This window comes from Streptomyces sp. NPDC056222, assembly GCF_042264065.1.
GTDB lineage: Bacteria > Actinomycetota > Actinomycetes > Streptomycetales > Streptomycetaceae > Streptomyces.
In genome coordinates this window covers 40,653-56,083 of sequence record NZ_JBHJTL010000012.1, presented here as the reverse complement: position 1 = coordinate 56,083, position 15,431 = coordinate 40,653, and the positions used below count along the sequence as shown (strand labels likewise).

The 15,431-nt window shown below is 70.9% G+C and carries 15 protein-coding genes; all 15 read right to left on the bottom strand.

The window, feature by feature from the left end:
• Positions 1-121: 121 nt before the first annotated feature.
• The 15 genes from ACFC0D_RS08675 to ACFC0D_RS08605 all read right to left on the bottom strand — a co-directional run bounded on the left by ACFC0D_RS08675 (position 122) and on the right by ACFC0D_RS08605 (position 15,428).
• Complete coding sequence (locus ACFC0D_RS08675) at positions 122-937, bottom strand: ABC transporter permease (RefSeq protein WP_376432557.1); 816 nt, start codon at positions 935-937, stop codon at positions 122-124.
• Positions 934-1,920 (bottom strand): ATP-binding cassette domain-containing protein, encoded by a 987-nt coding sequence (locus ACFC0D_RS08670; RefSeq protein ID WP_376432555.1) that lies wholly within the window; start codon positions 1,918-1,920, stop codon positions 934-936. The genes ACFC0D_RS08675 and ACFC0D_RS08670 overlap by 4 nt, the downstream gene beginning before the upstream one ends.
• Before the next feature lie 121 nt (positions 1,921-2,041).
• Entirely contained in the window at positions 2,042-3,604 is a 1,563-nt protein-coding gene (locus tag ACFC0D_RS08665) for a GMC family oxidoreductase (protein WP_376432553.1), read from the bottom strand.
• A gap of 47 nt (positions 3,605-3,651) precedes the next feature.
• Positions 3,652-5,199 carry an APC family permease gene (locus tag ACFC0D_RS08660; RefSeq protein WP_376432551.1) on the bottom strand — a complete coding sequence of 516 codons (1,548 nt, stop codon included), beginning with the start codon at positions 5,197-5,199 and terminating at the stop codon, positions 3,652-3,654.
• Positions 5,196-6,665 carry an aldehyde dehydrogenase family protein gene (locus ACFC0D_RS08655; protein WP_376432549.1) on the bottom strand — a complete coding sequence of 490 codons (1,470 nt, stop codon included), beginning with the start codon at positions 6,663-6,665 and terminating at the stop codon, positions 5,196-5,198. The genes ACFC0D_RS08660 and ACFC0D_RS08655 overlap by 4 nt, the downstream gene beginning before the upstream one ends.
• Positions 6,666-6,901: 236 nt before the next feature.
• Positions 6,902-7,918: a Rieske 2Fe-2S domain-containing protein gene (locus ACFC0D_RS08650; RefSeq protein ID WP_376432547.1), complete on the bottom strand. Its 1,017-nt coding sequence runs from the start codon at positions 7,916-7,918 to the stop codon at positions 6,902-6,904.
• A gap of 1 nt (position 7,919) precedes the next feature.
• Positions 7,920-8,144 carry a recombinase-like helix-turn-helix domain-containing protein gene (locus tag ACFC0D_RS08645; protein WP_376432545.1) on the bottom strand — a complete coding sequence of 75 codons (225 nt, stop codon included), beginning with the start codon at positions 8,142-8,144 and terminating at the stop codon, positions 7,920-7,922.
• A 29-nt stretch (positions 8,145-8,173) separates the two neighbouring features.
• Positions 8,174-9,109: a PDR/VanB family oxidoreductase gene (locus ACFC0D_RS08640; RefSeq protein ID WP_376432543.1), complete on the bottom strand. Its 936-nt coding sequence runs from the start codon at positions 9,107-9,109 to the stop codon at positions 8,174-8,176.
• A gap of 43 nt (positions 9,110-9,152) precedes the next feature.
• Positions 9,153-10,787, bottom strand: coding sequence for a thiamine pyrophosphate-binding protein (locus tag ACFC0D_RS08635; RefSeq protein WP_376432541.1), 1,635 nt, complete (start codon positions 10,785-10,787; stop codon positions 9,153-9,155).
• Between the two features lie 9 nt (positions 10,788-10,796).
• Positions 10,797-11,585 carry an SDR family oxidoreductase gene (locus ACFC0D_RS08630; protein ID WP_376432539.1) on the bottom strand — a complete coding sequence of 263 codons (789 nt, stop codon included), beginning with the start codon at positions 11,583-11,585 and terminating at the stop codon, positions 10,797-10,799.
• A gap of 19 nt (positions 11,586-11,604) precedes the next feature.
• Positions 11,605-12,360 (bottom strand): SDR family oxidoreductase, encoded by a 756-nt coding sequence (locus tag ACFC0D_RS08625; RefSeq protein WP_376432537.1) that lies wholly within the window; start codon positions 12,358-12,360, stop codon positions 11,605-11,607.
• The gene (locus ACFC0D_RS08620; protein WP_376432535.1) at positions 12,353-12,874 is read right to left on the bottom strand and encodes a cupin domain-containing protein; all 522 of its coding nucleotides are present in this window, start codon (positions 12,872-12,874) and stop codon (positions 12,353-12,355) included. The genes ACFC0D_RS08625 and ACFC0D_RS08620 overlap by 8 nt, the downstream gene beginning before the upstream one ends.
• A 12-nt stretch (positions 12,875-12,886) precedes the next feature.
• Positions 12,887-13,693: an alpha/beta fold hydrolase gene (locus ACFC0D_RS08615; RefSeq protein ID WP_376432533.1), complete on the bottom strand. Its 807-nt coding sequence runs from the start codon at positions 13,691-13,693 to the stop codon at positions 12,887-12,889.
• On the bottom strand, positions 13,690-14,487 hold the full coding sequence (locus ACFC0D_RS08610) for an aspartate dehydrogenase domain-containing protein (protein WP_376432531.1): 798 nt from the start codon (positions 14,485-14,487) through the stop codon (positions 13,690-13,692). The genes ACFC0D_RS08615 and ACFC0D_RS08610 overlap by 4 nt, the downstream gene beginning before the upstream one ends.
• Positions 14,484-15,428: a VOC family protein gene (locus ACFC0D_RS08605; RefSeq protein ID WP_376432529.1), complete on the bottom strand. Its 945-nt coding sequence runs from the start codon at positions 15,426-15,428 to the stop codon at positions 14,484-14,486. Before ACFC0D_RS08605 ends, ACFC0D_RS08610 begins: the two co-directional genes overlap by 4 nt.
• Positions 15,429-15,431: the final 3 nt, after the last annotated feature.

The following is a 15,431-nucleotide window of genomic DNA, read 5'->3' as shown; positions in this document are numbered from 1 at the left end:
GCCTGGGGAGTCTCGACCGGGCTGCTGGTCACCCTGACTCCTCGGCAGTGGATCAAGCATGGCGCGCCCCTTCGTTCCGGCCTCCGGCATGAAGTGCGCGTAGTGGCCGGCGAAGGCGGCGTCAGCGGCTGCGGGAGTTGTAGACGCGCATGGCGAGCGGCATGAAGACGGCTGTGATGCCCGCGGCCCAGACCAGTGACCACATGACGGACGAGCCGACCGGCGTGCCCAGCAGAAGCCCTCGGAACGCGTCGGCCAGGTGCGTGACCGGATTGACCTCGACCCACGCCTGGAGCCACCCCGGCATCGTCTCGACCCGGACGAAGGCGCTGCTCGTGAAGGTGACAGGGAAGATGATCGTGAAGGCGAACACCTGCACCTTCTCGGCGTCGCCCGCCAGCATCCCGATCAGGACGGCGGTCCAGGAGACGGCGGCGGCGAAGGTCAGGAGAAGGAGCGTCGCGCCGAGGAAGCCGAGGGCGCTTCCGGTGAGCGTGAACCCGAGCAGGGTGCCGAGGCCGATCATCAACAGCATCGCCCAGAGCTGCTTCGCCAGGTCGGCGGCGATGCGTCCGTACAGCGGCGCCGCCCGGGCGATGGGGAGGCTGCGAAGGCGGTCGAACACGCCCTTCGTCAGGTCGGCGTTGAGCGACATCGCGGTGTACATGCTCATGAACAGGGTGTTCTGCACGATGATCCCGGCCAGCGCGTACTGCAGGTAGTCCTGCGGAGAGCCGGCCATCTGCCCGCCGAAGACAAAGGTGAAGAGGAAGACGAACATGATCGGCGTGATGCTGTAGTCGACGAGCTCCAGCGGGTTGTGCTTCACCGAGATCAGGCTCCGCCAGGCCATCGTGGCCGTCTGCCGCAGCGCCGCACCCACGTGGACGCGGTTCCCTCCGCGGGCGGTCGTCCCCGTGAGCTCCATACCGGTCATGACGGGCCCCCTGTGGACGCGTAGTCGTCGTCGGACGTCGCCGGGTCGTTCGCCTGTGCCTTGTGACCGGTCAGGGCCAGGAACACCTCGTCCAGGGAGGAGCGGCGCAGGGTGAGCTCTCCCACGGATATTCCCGCCTGATCGAGGCGGCGCACGACGCGGGGCATGAGCGCCTCGCTGGTGACGGGGGCGGTGACGCGATGGTCCTCGATCGCGGTCTGGGGGCCGGCCTCCTCCGCCACGAGCGCGCGGACCTTTGCCAGATCGGCCGTGGAAACAGGCTGCACGTTCAGCACCTGCCCTCCCACCTGCGACTTCAGCTCATCTGGGGTGCCCTCGGCGATCACGCTGCCCTGGTCGACAACGACGATGCTGTCGGAGAGACGGTCGGCCTCGTCCAGATACTGCGTGGTCAGCAGCGTGGTCATGCCTTCGGACACCAGATCGCGCAGCATCCCCCAGACCTCGCCACGGCTGTGGGGATCGAGCCCGGTGGTCGGTTCGTCGAGGAACAGGATGCGGGGCCGCCCCACCAGGCTCGCCGCCAGGTCCAGGCGCCGCCTCATCCCGCCCGAGTACGTCTTCACGGCGCGCCCCGCGGCCTCTTCCAGGTGGAAGCGCTGCATCAGTTCGGCGGACCGCGCCCGTGCGTCGGGGCGCGACATGTCGAGCAGGCGGGCGATCATCACCAGGTTCTCGGTGCCGGTCATGTTGTCGTCCACCGCGGAGAACTGGGAGGTGAGACCGATCAGGGACCGCACCTGGCGGGCCTGGCTCACCACCTCGTACCCGCCGACCTCGGCATGGCCCCCGTCGGGAAGCAGCAGCGTGGCGAAGATCCGGACCGCCGTGGTCTTGCCGGCACCGTTGGGTCCCAGTAGGCCCAGGACGGTGCCTGCCGGGACCTCGAGATCGATGCCCTTGAGCGCGGCGGTCCCCTTGAACCTCTTCGTGAGACCTTCCGCCCGTATCGCGTGTGGCATGAGTTCACCCCGCTCGTCGAGGAATCACCTCTTCCACTGTGCCCGACGCCTCTGACAGTCACCGGCTGAGGAGGCCGCCGGGGGCCTGGTGGGAGGGAGCATCATCGGCTCCGGGGCGCGGTCACTGTCCGGCCCGGATCATGTCCGAACACTTCTCGCCGATCATCATCGTGGTGATGCACGGATTGACCGCGGGCAGGAACGGCATGACCGAGGCGTCCGCCACCCGTAGCCCCTGCACCCCTTTGACCCGCAGCTGCGGGTCGAGGGGCGAGGAGGGGTCGCTCTCGGCACCCATCCGTACCGTGCCCGCCGGGTGGTAGACCGTGTTGTGCGTCTCGCGGATGTAGGAGAAAAGCTCCTCGTCGGTCGTGGCGTCCGGTCCGGGCGCCAGCTCCGCACCCTTCCAGTCGGCGAGCGGCGCCTGCGCCGCGATCTCCCGCGCGAGCCGCAGTCCGTGGATCATCACCCGGATGTCGTGCTCGTGGGTGAAGTAGCGCGGATCGACCTTCGGCTTGTCCCGGAAGTCACGGCTGCGCAGCCGGACCGTGCCCTCGGAGCGGGCACGGGTGACGTTCGGCGTGAGGCAGAAGGCGTTGTCGGTGGTCGGATAGCCGCGGCGGTAGGTGTTCATGTCGAACGGGACCGAACCGTAGTGGAACATCAGGTCCGGCCGGTCGAGACCCGGTTCGGTGTCCGTGAAGATCCCGATCTCCCACCACTGCGTGGACGAGGTGACCATGGGCTGCTTCGCCTCCCACATGATCACCCCCTCGGGATGGTCCTGGAGGTGCGAGCCGACGCCGGGGGAATCCACGTGTACGTCCACGCCGTTGTCGCGCAGATGGGCGGCGGGTCCGATGCCCGACAGCATCAGCAGCTTCGGCGAGTCGATCGCCCCACAGGAGACGATCACCTCGCGCCGCGCCCGTACGGAGTCGACATGCACGGCGTCCGGCTGCAGGTACTCCACGCCCGAGCAGCGCGCGCCGTCGAAGAGCAGCCGCCTCGCCTGCACCCCGGTGCGTACCTCCAGATGGGGCCGCTTGCCCATCACGGGATGCAGATACGACACCGATGCGGAGGAACGGGTCCCGTCCTCGCGGCAGTTGATCTGGAACCAGTTCGCTCCGCGCACCACCGTGCGGCCGGAGTTGAACGGCACCGTCGGGATGTCGCTCGCCGCACAGGCCTCCAACAGCGCCCGGCCGCACGGGTCCCGGGGCGGCACCGAGCGGATCGTCACGGGGCCGGAGCGGCCGTGGTGGTCGCCGGGGCCGTCGTTGGTCTCCAGCCGCTGGTACAGCGGGAAGCAGTCGGCCGCGCTCCAGCCCGAGCACCCCATCGCACCCCACTCGTCGAGGTCCTCGGCCGGCGCCCAGAAGGCGATGCACGAGTTGTGCGACGAGCAGCCGCCGAGCACCTTGGCACGGGCGTGGCGCATGAAGCTGTTGCCGTTCTCCTGCGGCTCCACCGGATAGTCCCAGTCGTAACCGGACTCCAGCAGCGCCATCCACCGGTCCAGCCGCAGGATGTTCTCGTCGCCCTCGTCGGAGGGGCCCGCCTCCAGCAGGCAGACGCTGACACCGGGATCCTCCGACAGGCGGGCCGCGACGACGGCCCCGGCGGTGCCGCCGCCGACCACCACGTAGTCGAACTCGGCCCCAGAGGGCTGTGCGGGCATGGTCTCTCCAGTACGGGATGTCCCCGTGGCGGGGGAAGGGGCGTGGATCAGGGGGCGTCGGCGCGGTGTTCGGCCAGCACGCCCGTACGGTGCCGCTGTACGAACCAGTAGTAGGCGAAGCCGCCGAGCGCCACGATGCCGACGAACAGGAACGCACCCCAGCGCAGGTACCAGTGCTGGGCCCCGGTCGCGTTGTAGACCTCGGCTCGGGGCCAGGCCAGGTTCAGGGACATGGCGGCGCCCCACAGCACCGCCAGGATGTTGATCGGCAGTCCGAGGCGGCCGAGCGAGAACGCTCCCTCGCGGGGGTGCCATTTCCCGCGCAGCCGCTGGATCAGCATCGGGGTGGTGACCATCAGGTAGGCAACGTAGATCATGATGATCGCGATGCTGGTGATCACCGAGAAGATCTGCGGCTGGTTGATATTGACGACCAGGATGACGACACCCACCACACCGATCACGACGGCGGGAATCACCGGGGTCCGGAAGCGCGGGCTCACCTTGGCGAGTGCCGATCCGGCCGGCAGGTTGTTGTCCCGTGCCATCGCGAACATCAGCCGGATGCCCGCGGCCTGGACGGCCAGCACGCACACCGTGATCGCCACGACCACGCACCACAGGAAGATCTCACCGATCGTCGACCCCAGCGTCTCCAGCACCACGTACTGCAGGCCGCCGGTGGCCAACTCCTTCGACTGCAGGTCGGGCACCGCCATCAGCGCGAACAGCAGGATGAGGCCACCGATGACGAAGGACGCGATGAGCGCCCGCAGAATCGCGCGCGGCGCGTTGCGGCTCGGGTTGTGAGACTCCTCGCCGAGCGAGGAGGCCGTGTCGAAGCCGTACATCACGTACGCCGACGCGAGTGAGGCCGTCAGGAACGCCCCGAAGTAGCCGAGCGGGTCCCCGGCTCCCAGGCCCCACGTGTCGGTGAGCACCGTGCCGGGGCCACGGGTGATGTGCGCGGCGAAGCAGATGATCAGGGCCACGGCGGCGATCAGCTCGATGAAGACACCCGCCGAGTTGATCCGTGCCATCAGCTGTACGCCGAACGCGTTGACCAGCGTTGAGAAGAGGATCAGCACCGAGCCGAGCAGGACCGCGTTGGCCGCGGCGTCGTTCTCGCCGCTGCCGTCCCCGACGAACTGGAACCAGGGGTCGATCTGCGGCAGCGTGATCTGGTACGCGAGGGCCACGGCCGACAGGGTCACCATGGTGGCCGTCATCATCATCCAGCCGCCGAGCCAGCCCACGTGCGGGCCGCCCATCTTCTTCGCCCAGTTGTAGACCGAGCCCGCGACCGGATACCGCGCCGCCAGTTCGCAGAAGCACAGTGCCACCATCAGCTGGCCCACGAACACCATCGGCCACGACCACCAGTACGCCGGGCCGCCGAAGGCGATTCCGAAGTAGAACAGCTGGAAGGTGCCGGTCAGGATCGAGATGTAGCTGATCCCCGCGGCGAAGGTGTGGAAGTTGCCCAGCGTGCGCTTCAGTTCGGGCCGGTAGCCGAGTTCGGTCAACGAGTCGTCGTCGTGCGGGACGCCGTCGCCGGCCTGGGGCCGATCCTGGCCGGTCGGCTGTGCGGTCACTCGAACCACCTCTGCGGCTTGGGAGCGAGGTTGCGCCAGATGTGTTTGGTCTCCTGGTATTCGGCGAGTCCCGCCGGCCCCAGTTCACGGCCGAAGCCGGACTGCTTCATGCCGCCCCACTCCGCCTGCGGTACGTACGGGTGGAAGTCGTTGATCCACACGGTGCCCGCGCGGAGCCGGGACGCGACCCGGTGCGCACGGCCGGTGTCCTGCGACCAGACCGCACCCGCGAGGCCGTACACGGTGTCGTTGGCGACGGCGAGGGCCTCGGCCTCGTCGGCGAACCGCTCGACCGTGAGCACCGGGCCGAACGACTCGTCACGTACGACCGACATCCCGGGCGTGCAGTCGTCCAGCACGGTCGGCGGATAGTAGTAGCCGTCGGCGAGTTCCGGGTCCGTCGGCCGCGCCCCACCGCAGCGCAGCACCGCGCCCTCGGCGAGGCCCGCGGCCACGTACGCCTCCACCTTGTCGCGGTGCGCTGCCGAGATCAGCGGCCCCGTCCGCGCGTTCTCGTCGAATGGCCCGCCCATCGGGATGGCCCGCGCGCGGGCCACGATCTCGTCGACGAAGGCGTCGTGCAGCGAGTCCTCCACGAGGAGCCGGGCACCTGCCGAGCAGACCTGCCCGGAGTGCAGGAAGACGGCCATCACCGCGTAGTCGACAGCCGCCTCGAAGTCCGCGTCCGCGAAGACGATGTTCGGGTTCTTGCCGCCGAGTTCCAGGGCGACCTTCTTCACCGTGGGCGCTGCCGCCGCCATGATCCGGCGGCCGGTGGCCAGGCCGCCGGTGAACGACACCAGATCCACGCGGGGATCCTCGGTGAGCGGCGCGCCGGCCTCGGCGCCCGTTCCCAGGATCAGGTTTCCGACCCCTGGTGGCAGCCCCGCCTCGGTCAGCAGCCGCATCAGCAGGATCGCGGTGTGCGGGGTCAGTTCGCTCGGCTTCAGTACGAACGTGTTGCCGGCCCCGAGGGCCGGTGCGACCTTCCACGCGGTCTGCAGCAGCGGATAGTTCCATGGAGTGATCAGTGCGCACACCCCGACCGGTTCGTGCACCACCCGGCTGTCCGCCTCCGGGTTGCCGGTGGCGACGATCCGGTCGGCGCCGCCCGACGCGGTGAGATTGCCGAAGTAGCGGAAGCAGGCCGCGATGTCGTCCATGTCGTACTCGGACTCGACGAGCCGCTTGCCGGTGTCCAGGGACTCGGCACGGGCGAAGGTCGCCTTGTCACGTTCCAGCAGATCGGCGACGCGCACCAGCAGCCGTCCGCGCTCGGCGGCGGGCGTGGCGGGCCACGGCCCGCTGTCGAACGCCTCGCGGGCGGCGGCGACGGCCGCCGCCGCGTCCTTGGGACCGCCCTCGTCCACGGTGGCGACCAGGGTGCCGTCCGCCGGGCAGCGGATCTCCCGCGTGCGGCCGTCGGCAGCGGCTGCCCACGTGCCTCCGATAAACAGCTCCGGCATCGCGCACCTCCGGGTCGATGGGCCGGGCACTGTCCGTGTGCTCCACCCCATGACACTAGGCAGCCTTGGCCGACCCCGCAGAACGAAGGCCCGGGGCGGCCGAGGATCGCGACAGCTCCGTCCGGGCCCGGGCCCCGTGTCCCAGCCTCGGTTCGACGGCTCTTCCGGGCGATCGGGAATCGCAACCGGACGCCGAACGACTCATCCGGGCGGGTGAGAGCCGAGCGACCGGCGGCTCAGGTGCCGGACGGCGCCTGAGCCTCGGCCTCCGCGCGGTAGAGCCTGCGCAGCCGCACCACGCCCAGATCGTGCTGGTACAGGTTCTCCCGCTGGTCGGCGTCGGCGGGCATCGCCTCCAGCATCACGCGGTCCTGTTCCAGGACCTCCCAGTGCCGCTTCTCGATCAGCGTCTTGTACAGGAAGCGCCAGGACGCGCGCTGCCAGTCCTCGACACGGCGGTAGCGCCAGAAGAAGACACCGGAGCGCTGCTCGTCGACGGGGCAGACCATGCCCACGATCCCGAACGGTCCGCCCGGGCCGGCCGACGGCGGGTACGGGATGGACAGGTCGACCCAGTCGACGCCCGTACGGCACAGCTCGACCCAGTCGAAGTTGACGCCCCGCTGGTCGGTCTTCTCGAAGAAGTAGCCGCGCTCGGTCTCCCGGATGCGGAACTTGGCGGTCGTGTCGCCGGCGAACATGGTGTGCGACTCGTGGTGGAGGAAGGCGCCGTGCATGGGGTCGAGCAGGTTCTCCACGGCGTAGCGCCACGGCACGTCCCACTCGGCGTAGCAGAGGAACGCGTCCACCGCCGGGTCCGTCAGCGGCTCGGGGAGCGTGAGCTCCGCCGGCTCGGGGTGCTCCTCGTCGCCGAAATAGGCGAGGATCGCGCCGCCGACCTCGCGCACGGGCAAGGAGGTGACCAGCTTCTTGCCCTCCAGGTTGCAGCCGGGCAGACCGGGCACCGAGGTCACCGTGCCGTCGGAGCCGACCTCGACGCCGTGGTACCAGCAGGCCACCCGGTCGCCGAGGTGCTTGCCCAGCGACAGGGGCGCTCCGCGGTGCGGGCAGCGGTCGGCGAGCATGGAGAGCGTTCCGTCGGAGCGGCGGAACAGCAGCCACTGCTCGCCGAGCGCGGTCACCTTGCGCATCGCGCCGGGGGCGACGAAGTGCGAGGGGACGACGGGATGCCACTGGTTGCGCAGACCGGTGGCGTAGATGCGGTCCGCGGTGGCGGTGGACGACAGCGTCATGTCAGGCTCCCAGTCGGTTCATCTCGGCGCGGAAGGACTCCTCGGTCCACGGCGTGCCGTCGGCGGTGTGCACCTTGCGGGCGTTGAGCCCGCGCACCACGTCGGCCAGCTCGTGGCCCTCCTGGGTGAAGACCTCTTCGAGGGTGGCGGCGAGCTTGTACTCGTACGGCGTGGGCTCGTGCGTACGGGACTGGTGGACGTCCAGGTAGGGCCAGGTGTCGGTCACGTTCTCTCCTGAGAAGGCGGGGGGAAGGGTCACAGATCGAGGACGAGCCGGCCGGAGGCGCACCGCGAGACGCAGATCATCATGGTGGCGCCGGCGGTCTGCTCCGCCTCGCTGAGCAGGAAGTCGCGGTGGTCGGGCGTGCCGTCGAGCACCCGGGTCTCGCAGGACCCGCAGATGCCGTCGCGGCAGGAGCTGTTCACGCCGATCCCGGCGCTCTCCGCGGCGTCGAGGATCGATGTGTCGGCGCCGACCCGGAGCGTCAGGCCCGAGGTGCGGCACTCGACCTCGAACTCCTCGTCTCCTTCGAAGCGTTCCACGGTGGGCGCGGCAAACCGCTCCAGTCGCAGTCGGCCTTCCGGGGCTCGTTCCTCCACGGCCGCGAGGAGGGGTTCGGGTCCGCACGAGTACACGAGCGCCCCGTCGGGCAGCCCGGTGAGCACCGCGTCCAGGTCGATGTGGCCCAGCTCGTCCTGCGGGACGAGCGTCACATCGCCGCCGAGCAGCGCGAGTTCGGAGGTGAAGGCCATCGAGGCCCGACTCCGTCCGCCGTAGACCAGGCGCCACTCGGCGCCCCGACGGGCGGCCTCGCGGGCCATCGCGAGGAGGGGGGTGATCCCGATGCCGCCGGCGACGAAGACGTACGAGCCGGCGTCCTCCAGGGCGAAGTGGTTGCGCGGTTCGGAGACCGTGACGGACTGGCCGGGGCGCAGCTTCGTGTGCACGTGGCGCGAACCACCGCGCGAGGAAGGCTCGTTGAGGACACCGATCCGGTACGCACCCTGGTCGTGCGGGTCGCCGCACAGGCTGTACTGGCGGATCTGGCCCCCGACGTGCACGTCGATATGGGCGCCGGGCGTCCAGGCGGGCAGGGGTTTGCCGTCGGGGTGGGCGAGCTCGACGGACAGTACGCCCTCGGCCTCCCATGTCATGCGGTGGACGATCAGCTGCAGCGGGTTCTCGCTCATGGCCTGGTGCCTCCTTACCGGCGATAGGCAGTACGGGACCGGATTACCGGCCCGGGATCCTCACGGGTGGGGTGAACGGGTTCTTCATCGGGCCCAGGGCCGCGAGGTCGACCTCGACGAGCGTCGGCCCGTCCGAGGAGACGGCCTCGGTGATGACCGGCGCCGCGTGCTCCTCGGCGGCGATCCGCAGGTACGGCAGGCCGCAGGCGCGGGCGAGCAGTTCGAAGTCGGGTGTCACCAGGTCGACGCCGGAGCGTCGCTCGCTGTGGCGGTCCTGCATGTTGCGCAGCACGCCGTACCCGCCGTCGTTGAAGACGATCAGGGTGAGCCGGGGCCGCTCCTGGGCGAGGGTGAGCAGTTCGCCCAGGTGCACCGCGAGTCCGCCGTCACCGGCGAGGACGACGGTGGGCGCGTCGGGCCGGGCGAGCGCCGCGCCGATCCCCATGCCGAGGCCCTGGCCGATGCCGCCACCGCGCGGGAAGACGTTGTCCCGCGGGTCGTACATCTCCAGCAGGCGGTTGCCCCAGCTGCTGGACGGGATGGTCACGTCGCGGGCGACGACCGCCTCGCGCGGCAGCGCGGCGCGGATGGCGTCGCATATCGCGGCCTGCGGGCCGATGTTGTCGTGGAGCGTGGCCCGGACGTCGGCGCGTACGGCGCGGACGCGTTCCCGCCAGCCGTCCTCGGCGGGTGCGGCGTACCCGGTCAGGGCCGCCAGGGTGGGCGCGGCATCGCCGTGCAGGGGGTGCGCGACCGGGTAGACCCGGCCGAGCGCCGCCGCGTCGATGTCGATCTGTATGTGCGCGGCGGGCAGGTCCAGCGTGTAGTCGGCGGTCTCGTTGGAGCGGAAGTGGGTGCCGACGGTGACCAGCACGTCCGCGTCGGCGAGCAGGGCCCGCACGGCGGGAGTGGTGGCGAAGTTGCCGATGACCTGTTCGTGGTCCTCGGGCACCGTGCCGCGCCCGGAGTTGGAGGTGAGCAGCCCCGCTCCGGTCGCCTCCAGGAGGCGGGCGAGTTCGGGGCGGGCCGCTGTCGCGCCGCCGCCGGCCCAGACGAGCGGGCGTCGGGCGGAGGCCAGCAGCTCGCCGGCGGCGGCCAGTTCACCGTCCGTGGGGGCGGGCGCGGCCGGGTGGCCGGGAACGGCGAGGCCGTCGGTCTGGGGCGCGTACTGGAGGTCGATGGGCCATTCCACGCTCGCCGGCCCGCCGGTTCCGCCGGACCCGCCGAGCGCGGCCCGGGCGGCCTCGCGCAGGATGTGGCCCGCCCTCTCGGTGTCCGGCACCGTCGCGGCGTGGGCCGACACGGCGGTCAACATGCCGAGCTGGTCCTTGGTCTCGTGGATGAACCCCCGTCCGCTGCCCAGGAATTCGCTCTCCACCTGGCCGGTGACGTGCAGCACGGAGCTGCCGGCGCTCAGCGACTCGATGAGCGATCCGGCGGCGTTTCCGGCGCCGGTTCCGGTGGAGGTCAGGGCGCAGCCGATGGAGCCGCGGGCCCGTCCGTAGGCGTCGGCGGCGTTCACGGCGGATGCCTCGTGGCGTACGGGAACGAAGCGCAGTTCGCGGTCGACGGCCTCGACGAGCGGCAGGTTGTGCACGCTGACGATGCCGAAGACGGTGTCGATGCCCAGTTCGCGCAGGACGGCGACGAGGAGATCGCCTCCGTTGTCGTAACGCATGGTGTCTCCTCAGAGGATGGAGCGGCCGACGCCGCCGCACACGTCGATGCTGGTGCCGGTGATGTACGAGGCGCGGGGCGAGAGCAGGGTGACGACCGCGTACGCGACCTCTTCCGCCCGGCCGAGCCGGCCGAGGGCGACGCCTCGGTCGGCGGCGAGTTCCGCCTGCCAGTCCTCGTAGCTCGTGCCGGTGGCGGCCGCGGCGTGGCGGCGGGTCCACTGGCCGGTGTCGATGAGTCCCAGGCACACGGAGTTGACCCGGATGCCGTCGCCGGCCAGTTCGACCGACAGGGACTTGGAGAGGTTGAGGATGCCGGCGCGGGCGGCGCTGGTGGTGATCAGGCGGGGCTCGGGCTGCTTGGCGAGCACCGCGTTGATGTTGACGATGCTCGCCGCTTCGGAGCGGGCGAGGTACGGGTGCGCGGCGCTCAGCGGGTTCAGCACCCCGGCGAACTTGAGCTCCAGTTCGTCGCGCCAGTCCTCGGCCGTCGAGTCGTCGAGCCCCTTCATGCGGGACTGTCCTGCGTTGTTGACGAGTCCGTCGACGCCGCCGAACGCGTCGGCGGCGCTGCGCACGAAGCGGTCCACGGCGTCGGCGTCCCGTACGTCGCACACGCCCGTGAACAGGCGGTCGCGCCCGGCACCGAGCCGAACAGCCGCCTTGGCGAGACGGTCGGCGTCACGGCCGCAGGTGGCGACGCGGGCGCCCTCGTCGAGCAGGGCGCGGACCGTGGCCAGGCCGACGCCCGAGCTGCCGCCGGTGACCACGATGGTGCGGTCGGCGAGGCCCAGATCCATAGCGGGTTTCTCCTGCGCTTCAGTTCATGGTGAAGCCGCCGTTGACGGCGATCACCTGTCCGGTCAGATAGCGGGACTCCTCGCCGAGCAGGTAGGAGACGATCCCGGTGAGGTCGTCGGGCTGCTGCGGACGGGAGACGGCGCGGTTCATGCGGTAGAGGTCGTGCCGCTCGGCGGGCACGGTCTCGGTCGCCTCGCACTCGGTGAGGCCGGGGGCGACCGCGTTGACGGTGACCCCCTTGTCGCCGAGTTCGCGCGCCATGGCCCGGGTGAGGGCGATGACGGCTCCCTTGGAGGCGATGTAGTGGGCGAGGCGCGGGGAGCCGTAGAGCGCGGCGTCCGAGGCGATGTTGACGATCCGGCCCGGCGTCGCGAGGAGCGGGTACAGGGCCTTGGAGACCAGCCAGGGGCCGCGGGCGTTGACCGTCATCAGCCGGTCCCACACCTCGATGTCGATGTCCTGGAACTCCTTGCCGCCCACGCCGTTGGCGAGCGCGGCGTTGTTGACCAGGCCGTACAGCGGGCCGATCTCCCGCACGGAGGCCGCCAGCGCGGCCACCGAGTCCGGGTCGGCGACGTCGCAGCGTACGAAGCGGGCGTCGATGCCCTCCGCGCACAGCTCCGCGGCCGCGTGTTCGCCCCGTTCCCGCTCCACTTCGGCGACGACGACTCGGAAGCCGTCCTCGCCCGCCCGGCGGGCCATGGCCAGTCCCAGGCCACGGCCCGCTCCGGTGACGACGACGGTGCGTACGTCGGCCGGGGGCAGGTCAGCCACGGGTGACGCCGTGCATCGGCGAGTACTCCGGGTACGTCGGCACCTGCGGCTTCTGCGTGCCGATGACGACGCAGAAGAGGGCGTCGGTGTCCCCCTCGTTCTTCAGGGAACGGGTCACGCCGGCCGGGACGACGATCATGTCGCGGTATCCGAGCGTCCGGTACTCGACCTCGTCGGGGCCTCGGTGGATGCCGACCTTGACCTCGCCCTCGAGGACGAAGAAGGCCTCTTCGACGTCGTGGTGGGTGTGGGCCGGGCCCTCGGCGCCGGGCGGAAGCAGCATGTTGGAGAAGGTGAACCCACCGGACGGGATGATCCGGCTGTCGTTCTCGTGGTTGCCGGTGGCACCCGAGCCGACGTAGCGGATCTGGCCCCGGCGGAACTGCGAGCCGGCCTTCTCCTGGAAGGACAGGGTGTCGAAGTCGGCCACCCGGGAGGCCCTGGTGGCGATGAGCGCGTCGGTGTAGGCGGCGAGGTCGCCGCCGTTGTCGTACTCGGTGGTGGTCAGAGGCATGGGAGACAACTCCTATTCGGGGATGCGTGCGGTGATACGGAGGTGGGAGAGGATCCAGGCGTTGAAGCGCCCGGGCTGCTCCTGATTGGCCAGGTGACCGGCGTCCTTGACGATCACGAAGGCGGTCTTGTGGAGGGCACCGGCGATGGCCTGGCTCGCCTCGACGCCGGTGACCTGGTCCTGGTCGCCGCAGAGGACGAGCGAGGGCGCGGCGATCGAGGGCAGTTCGGCGCGGAGGTCGGCCGATGCCATGGACTCGGCGGCGTACGCGTAGCCCGGCAGGCGCACCGAGGCCGCCATGGTGTCGACGACCCGCCGGACCAGTTCGGCCGGGGCTCCGGGTGACACCAGGCGTGGTCCGCGGGCCGCGGCGAAGGCGCGCGGGCCGAGTTCGGCCAGCTCGGTGGCGCGGGCCCGCATGGCCGCCGCCTTCTTCTCGTCCGTGCCCGAGCCGGGGCTGGAGTCGGCGACGATCAGCGAGGCGACCAGATCCGGGTGGCGGGAGGCGAGCCGCAGGGCGATCACGCCGCCCCAGGAGACGCCGAGCACATGGGCGCTCCCGCCGCGCTCGCGGATCAGTCCTGCCGCCACGTCCGCGAAGTCGTCGAGGGTGAGGGTGACTTCGGGGTCGGGCGACGAGGCGTAGCCGGGGGCGTCCCAGGCGACGACCCGTGCGTACGCGGAGAGTTCCGCGAGCTGCGGGGCGAAGGCGGCCGACGAGGAGCCGATGCCGTGCAGGCACAGGAGCAGGGGACCGTGGTCACCGGCCTCCTCGACGTGGACGTCCGTGGAGGCGGCGGCGAGGACGTCGACGCTCACAGGATCTGTCCCGTCCGTCCGGCGAGCGCGGCGAGGCTGCGCAGTACCGCGTACGGCACCACCTGGCTGGTCGCCGGGTTGCCCGGGTCAGGCAGGTGCGCGACCTCGAAGCGGTACGTCCCGTGCGCGCCGGCCGCCTCGACGAGGTGGCGGGTGTGGTGCGCCGCTGGATCGGCGACGACCCGGACCCGCACAGCGTCCAGGTCGCCGACGGCCAGCGCGACCGAGGCGGCCACGTTCGTCGACTTGGGGAACTTGACCGGAACCTCGCGGGCCGTTCCGGTCATGACCTCGACCGGGCCGGTCGCCGTCCGCATCCGGCCGAGCAACTCCTCGTCCATCCACGGCTGTTCGAGGGTCGAGGGCAGCTTCGTGGTGGTGAGCCGGACCTCGGTCAGGGGCCCCAGGAAGCGGGCCGCCTGAAGCAGGTCGAGACCGCCGACGGCACCGCCGGTGAAGTACACCCGGCCCGGGCCCGCGGCGAGCAGTCGCTTCGCCAGCTCGTCGTCGGTCAGCGCCCCGGTCGAGGCGATCAGCAGGTCGGTGCCGGAGGCCAGCACCCGCTCACCCCACTCCCGTACGACTCCCTGGCCCGCCGCCTCGACGATCAGGTCGCAGCGGTCCAGCGCCTCCTCGAAGGGGACCTGCGGGGCCGGGGAGGCCTCGCCGAGCGGGCGGTTGTCGACGACGCACTCGAGCTCTGCGCCGCTCACGTCGCCCGCGGCGAGCGCGGTGCCGACGATCCGGCCGATCGCACCCCAGCCGACGATGCCGACCTTGCGTACGGTGCTCATACGGTGACCTCCTGGGCGTCGACGGGGGCGAGCGGGCCGGGGTCCGGCGCGCCCGCCATGTGGCAGCGGATCTCCTTCGACGGCGGACCCGCCGTCCCCCACAGGTCGGACAGGTCGGGGACCCGCCGCCAGACGCGGGCGATCCACGCGTCCTCGACGATCTGGGCGACCTCGGAGGTGTACTCGCAGACCAGTCCGGAGGGGTCGGTGAAGTAGGAGAAGGTGTTGTTCCCGGGACCGTGGCGGCCGGGTCCCCACTGGGGGGTGATGCCGTGGTGGCGGAGCCGGCCGAGGCCGCGCATGAAGTGGTCGACCGAGCTCATCTCGTACGCCACGTGGTTGAGCGAGGTCCACTCGGCCTGGTTGAACGCGATGCAGTGGTGGTCGGCGTTGCAGCGCAGGAACGCCATCTGGTGCTCGGACCAGTCGGAGACGCGCAGGCCCAGCACATCGCAATAGAAGGCGACGGCGGCGTCGATGTCGACGGTGTTCAGCACGGCGTGGGTGACCCCGACGGGCACGGCGCCGTCCCGTCCGCGCGGGACGACCGCCTCGACGTTGGCGCTGATCTCGATGAGGCGCCCTTCGGGGTCGGTGAACCGCAGCCCGTATCCGCCGCCCGCCTGATCCAGCAGTCCGGGGCCGAAGACGGGGACGAGGGAGCGCGCCTCCAGGCGCCGGGCCGCCTCGTCCACCTCGGCAGGGGTTCCGACGGCGAAGGAGATCCGGCCGAGGCCGACGCGCTCGCACTCGGTCAGCTGGAGGACGTGGTGTTCGTCGCTCGTGCCGCGCAGCCAGCGTGTTCCGGTGTCGGACTCCACGGTTTCGAGGCCCCAGACGTCCTCGTAGAAGCCGGCGGCCTCGGTGAAGGCCGGGGTGTACAGCTCGACGGAGCGCAGCGAGCGGAGCCGGGCGATCGGACCTGGCGGTGTGTGGTGCATGAG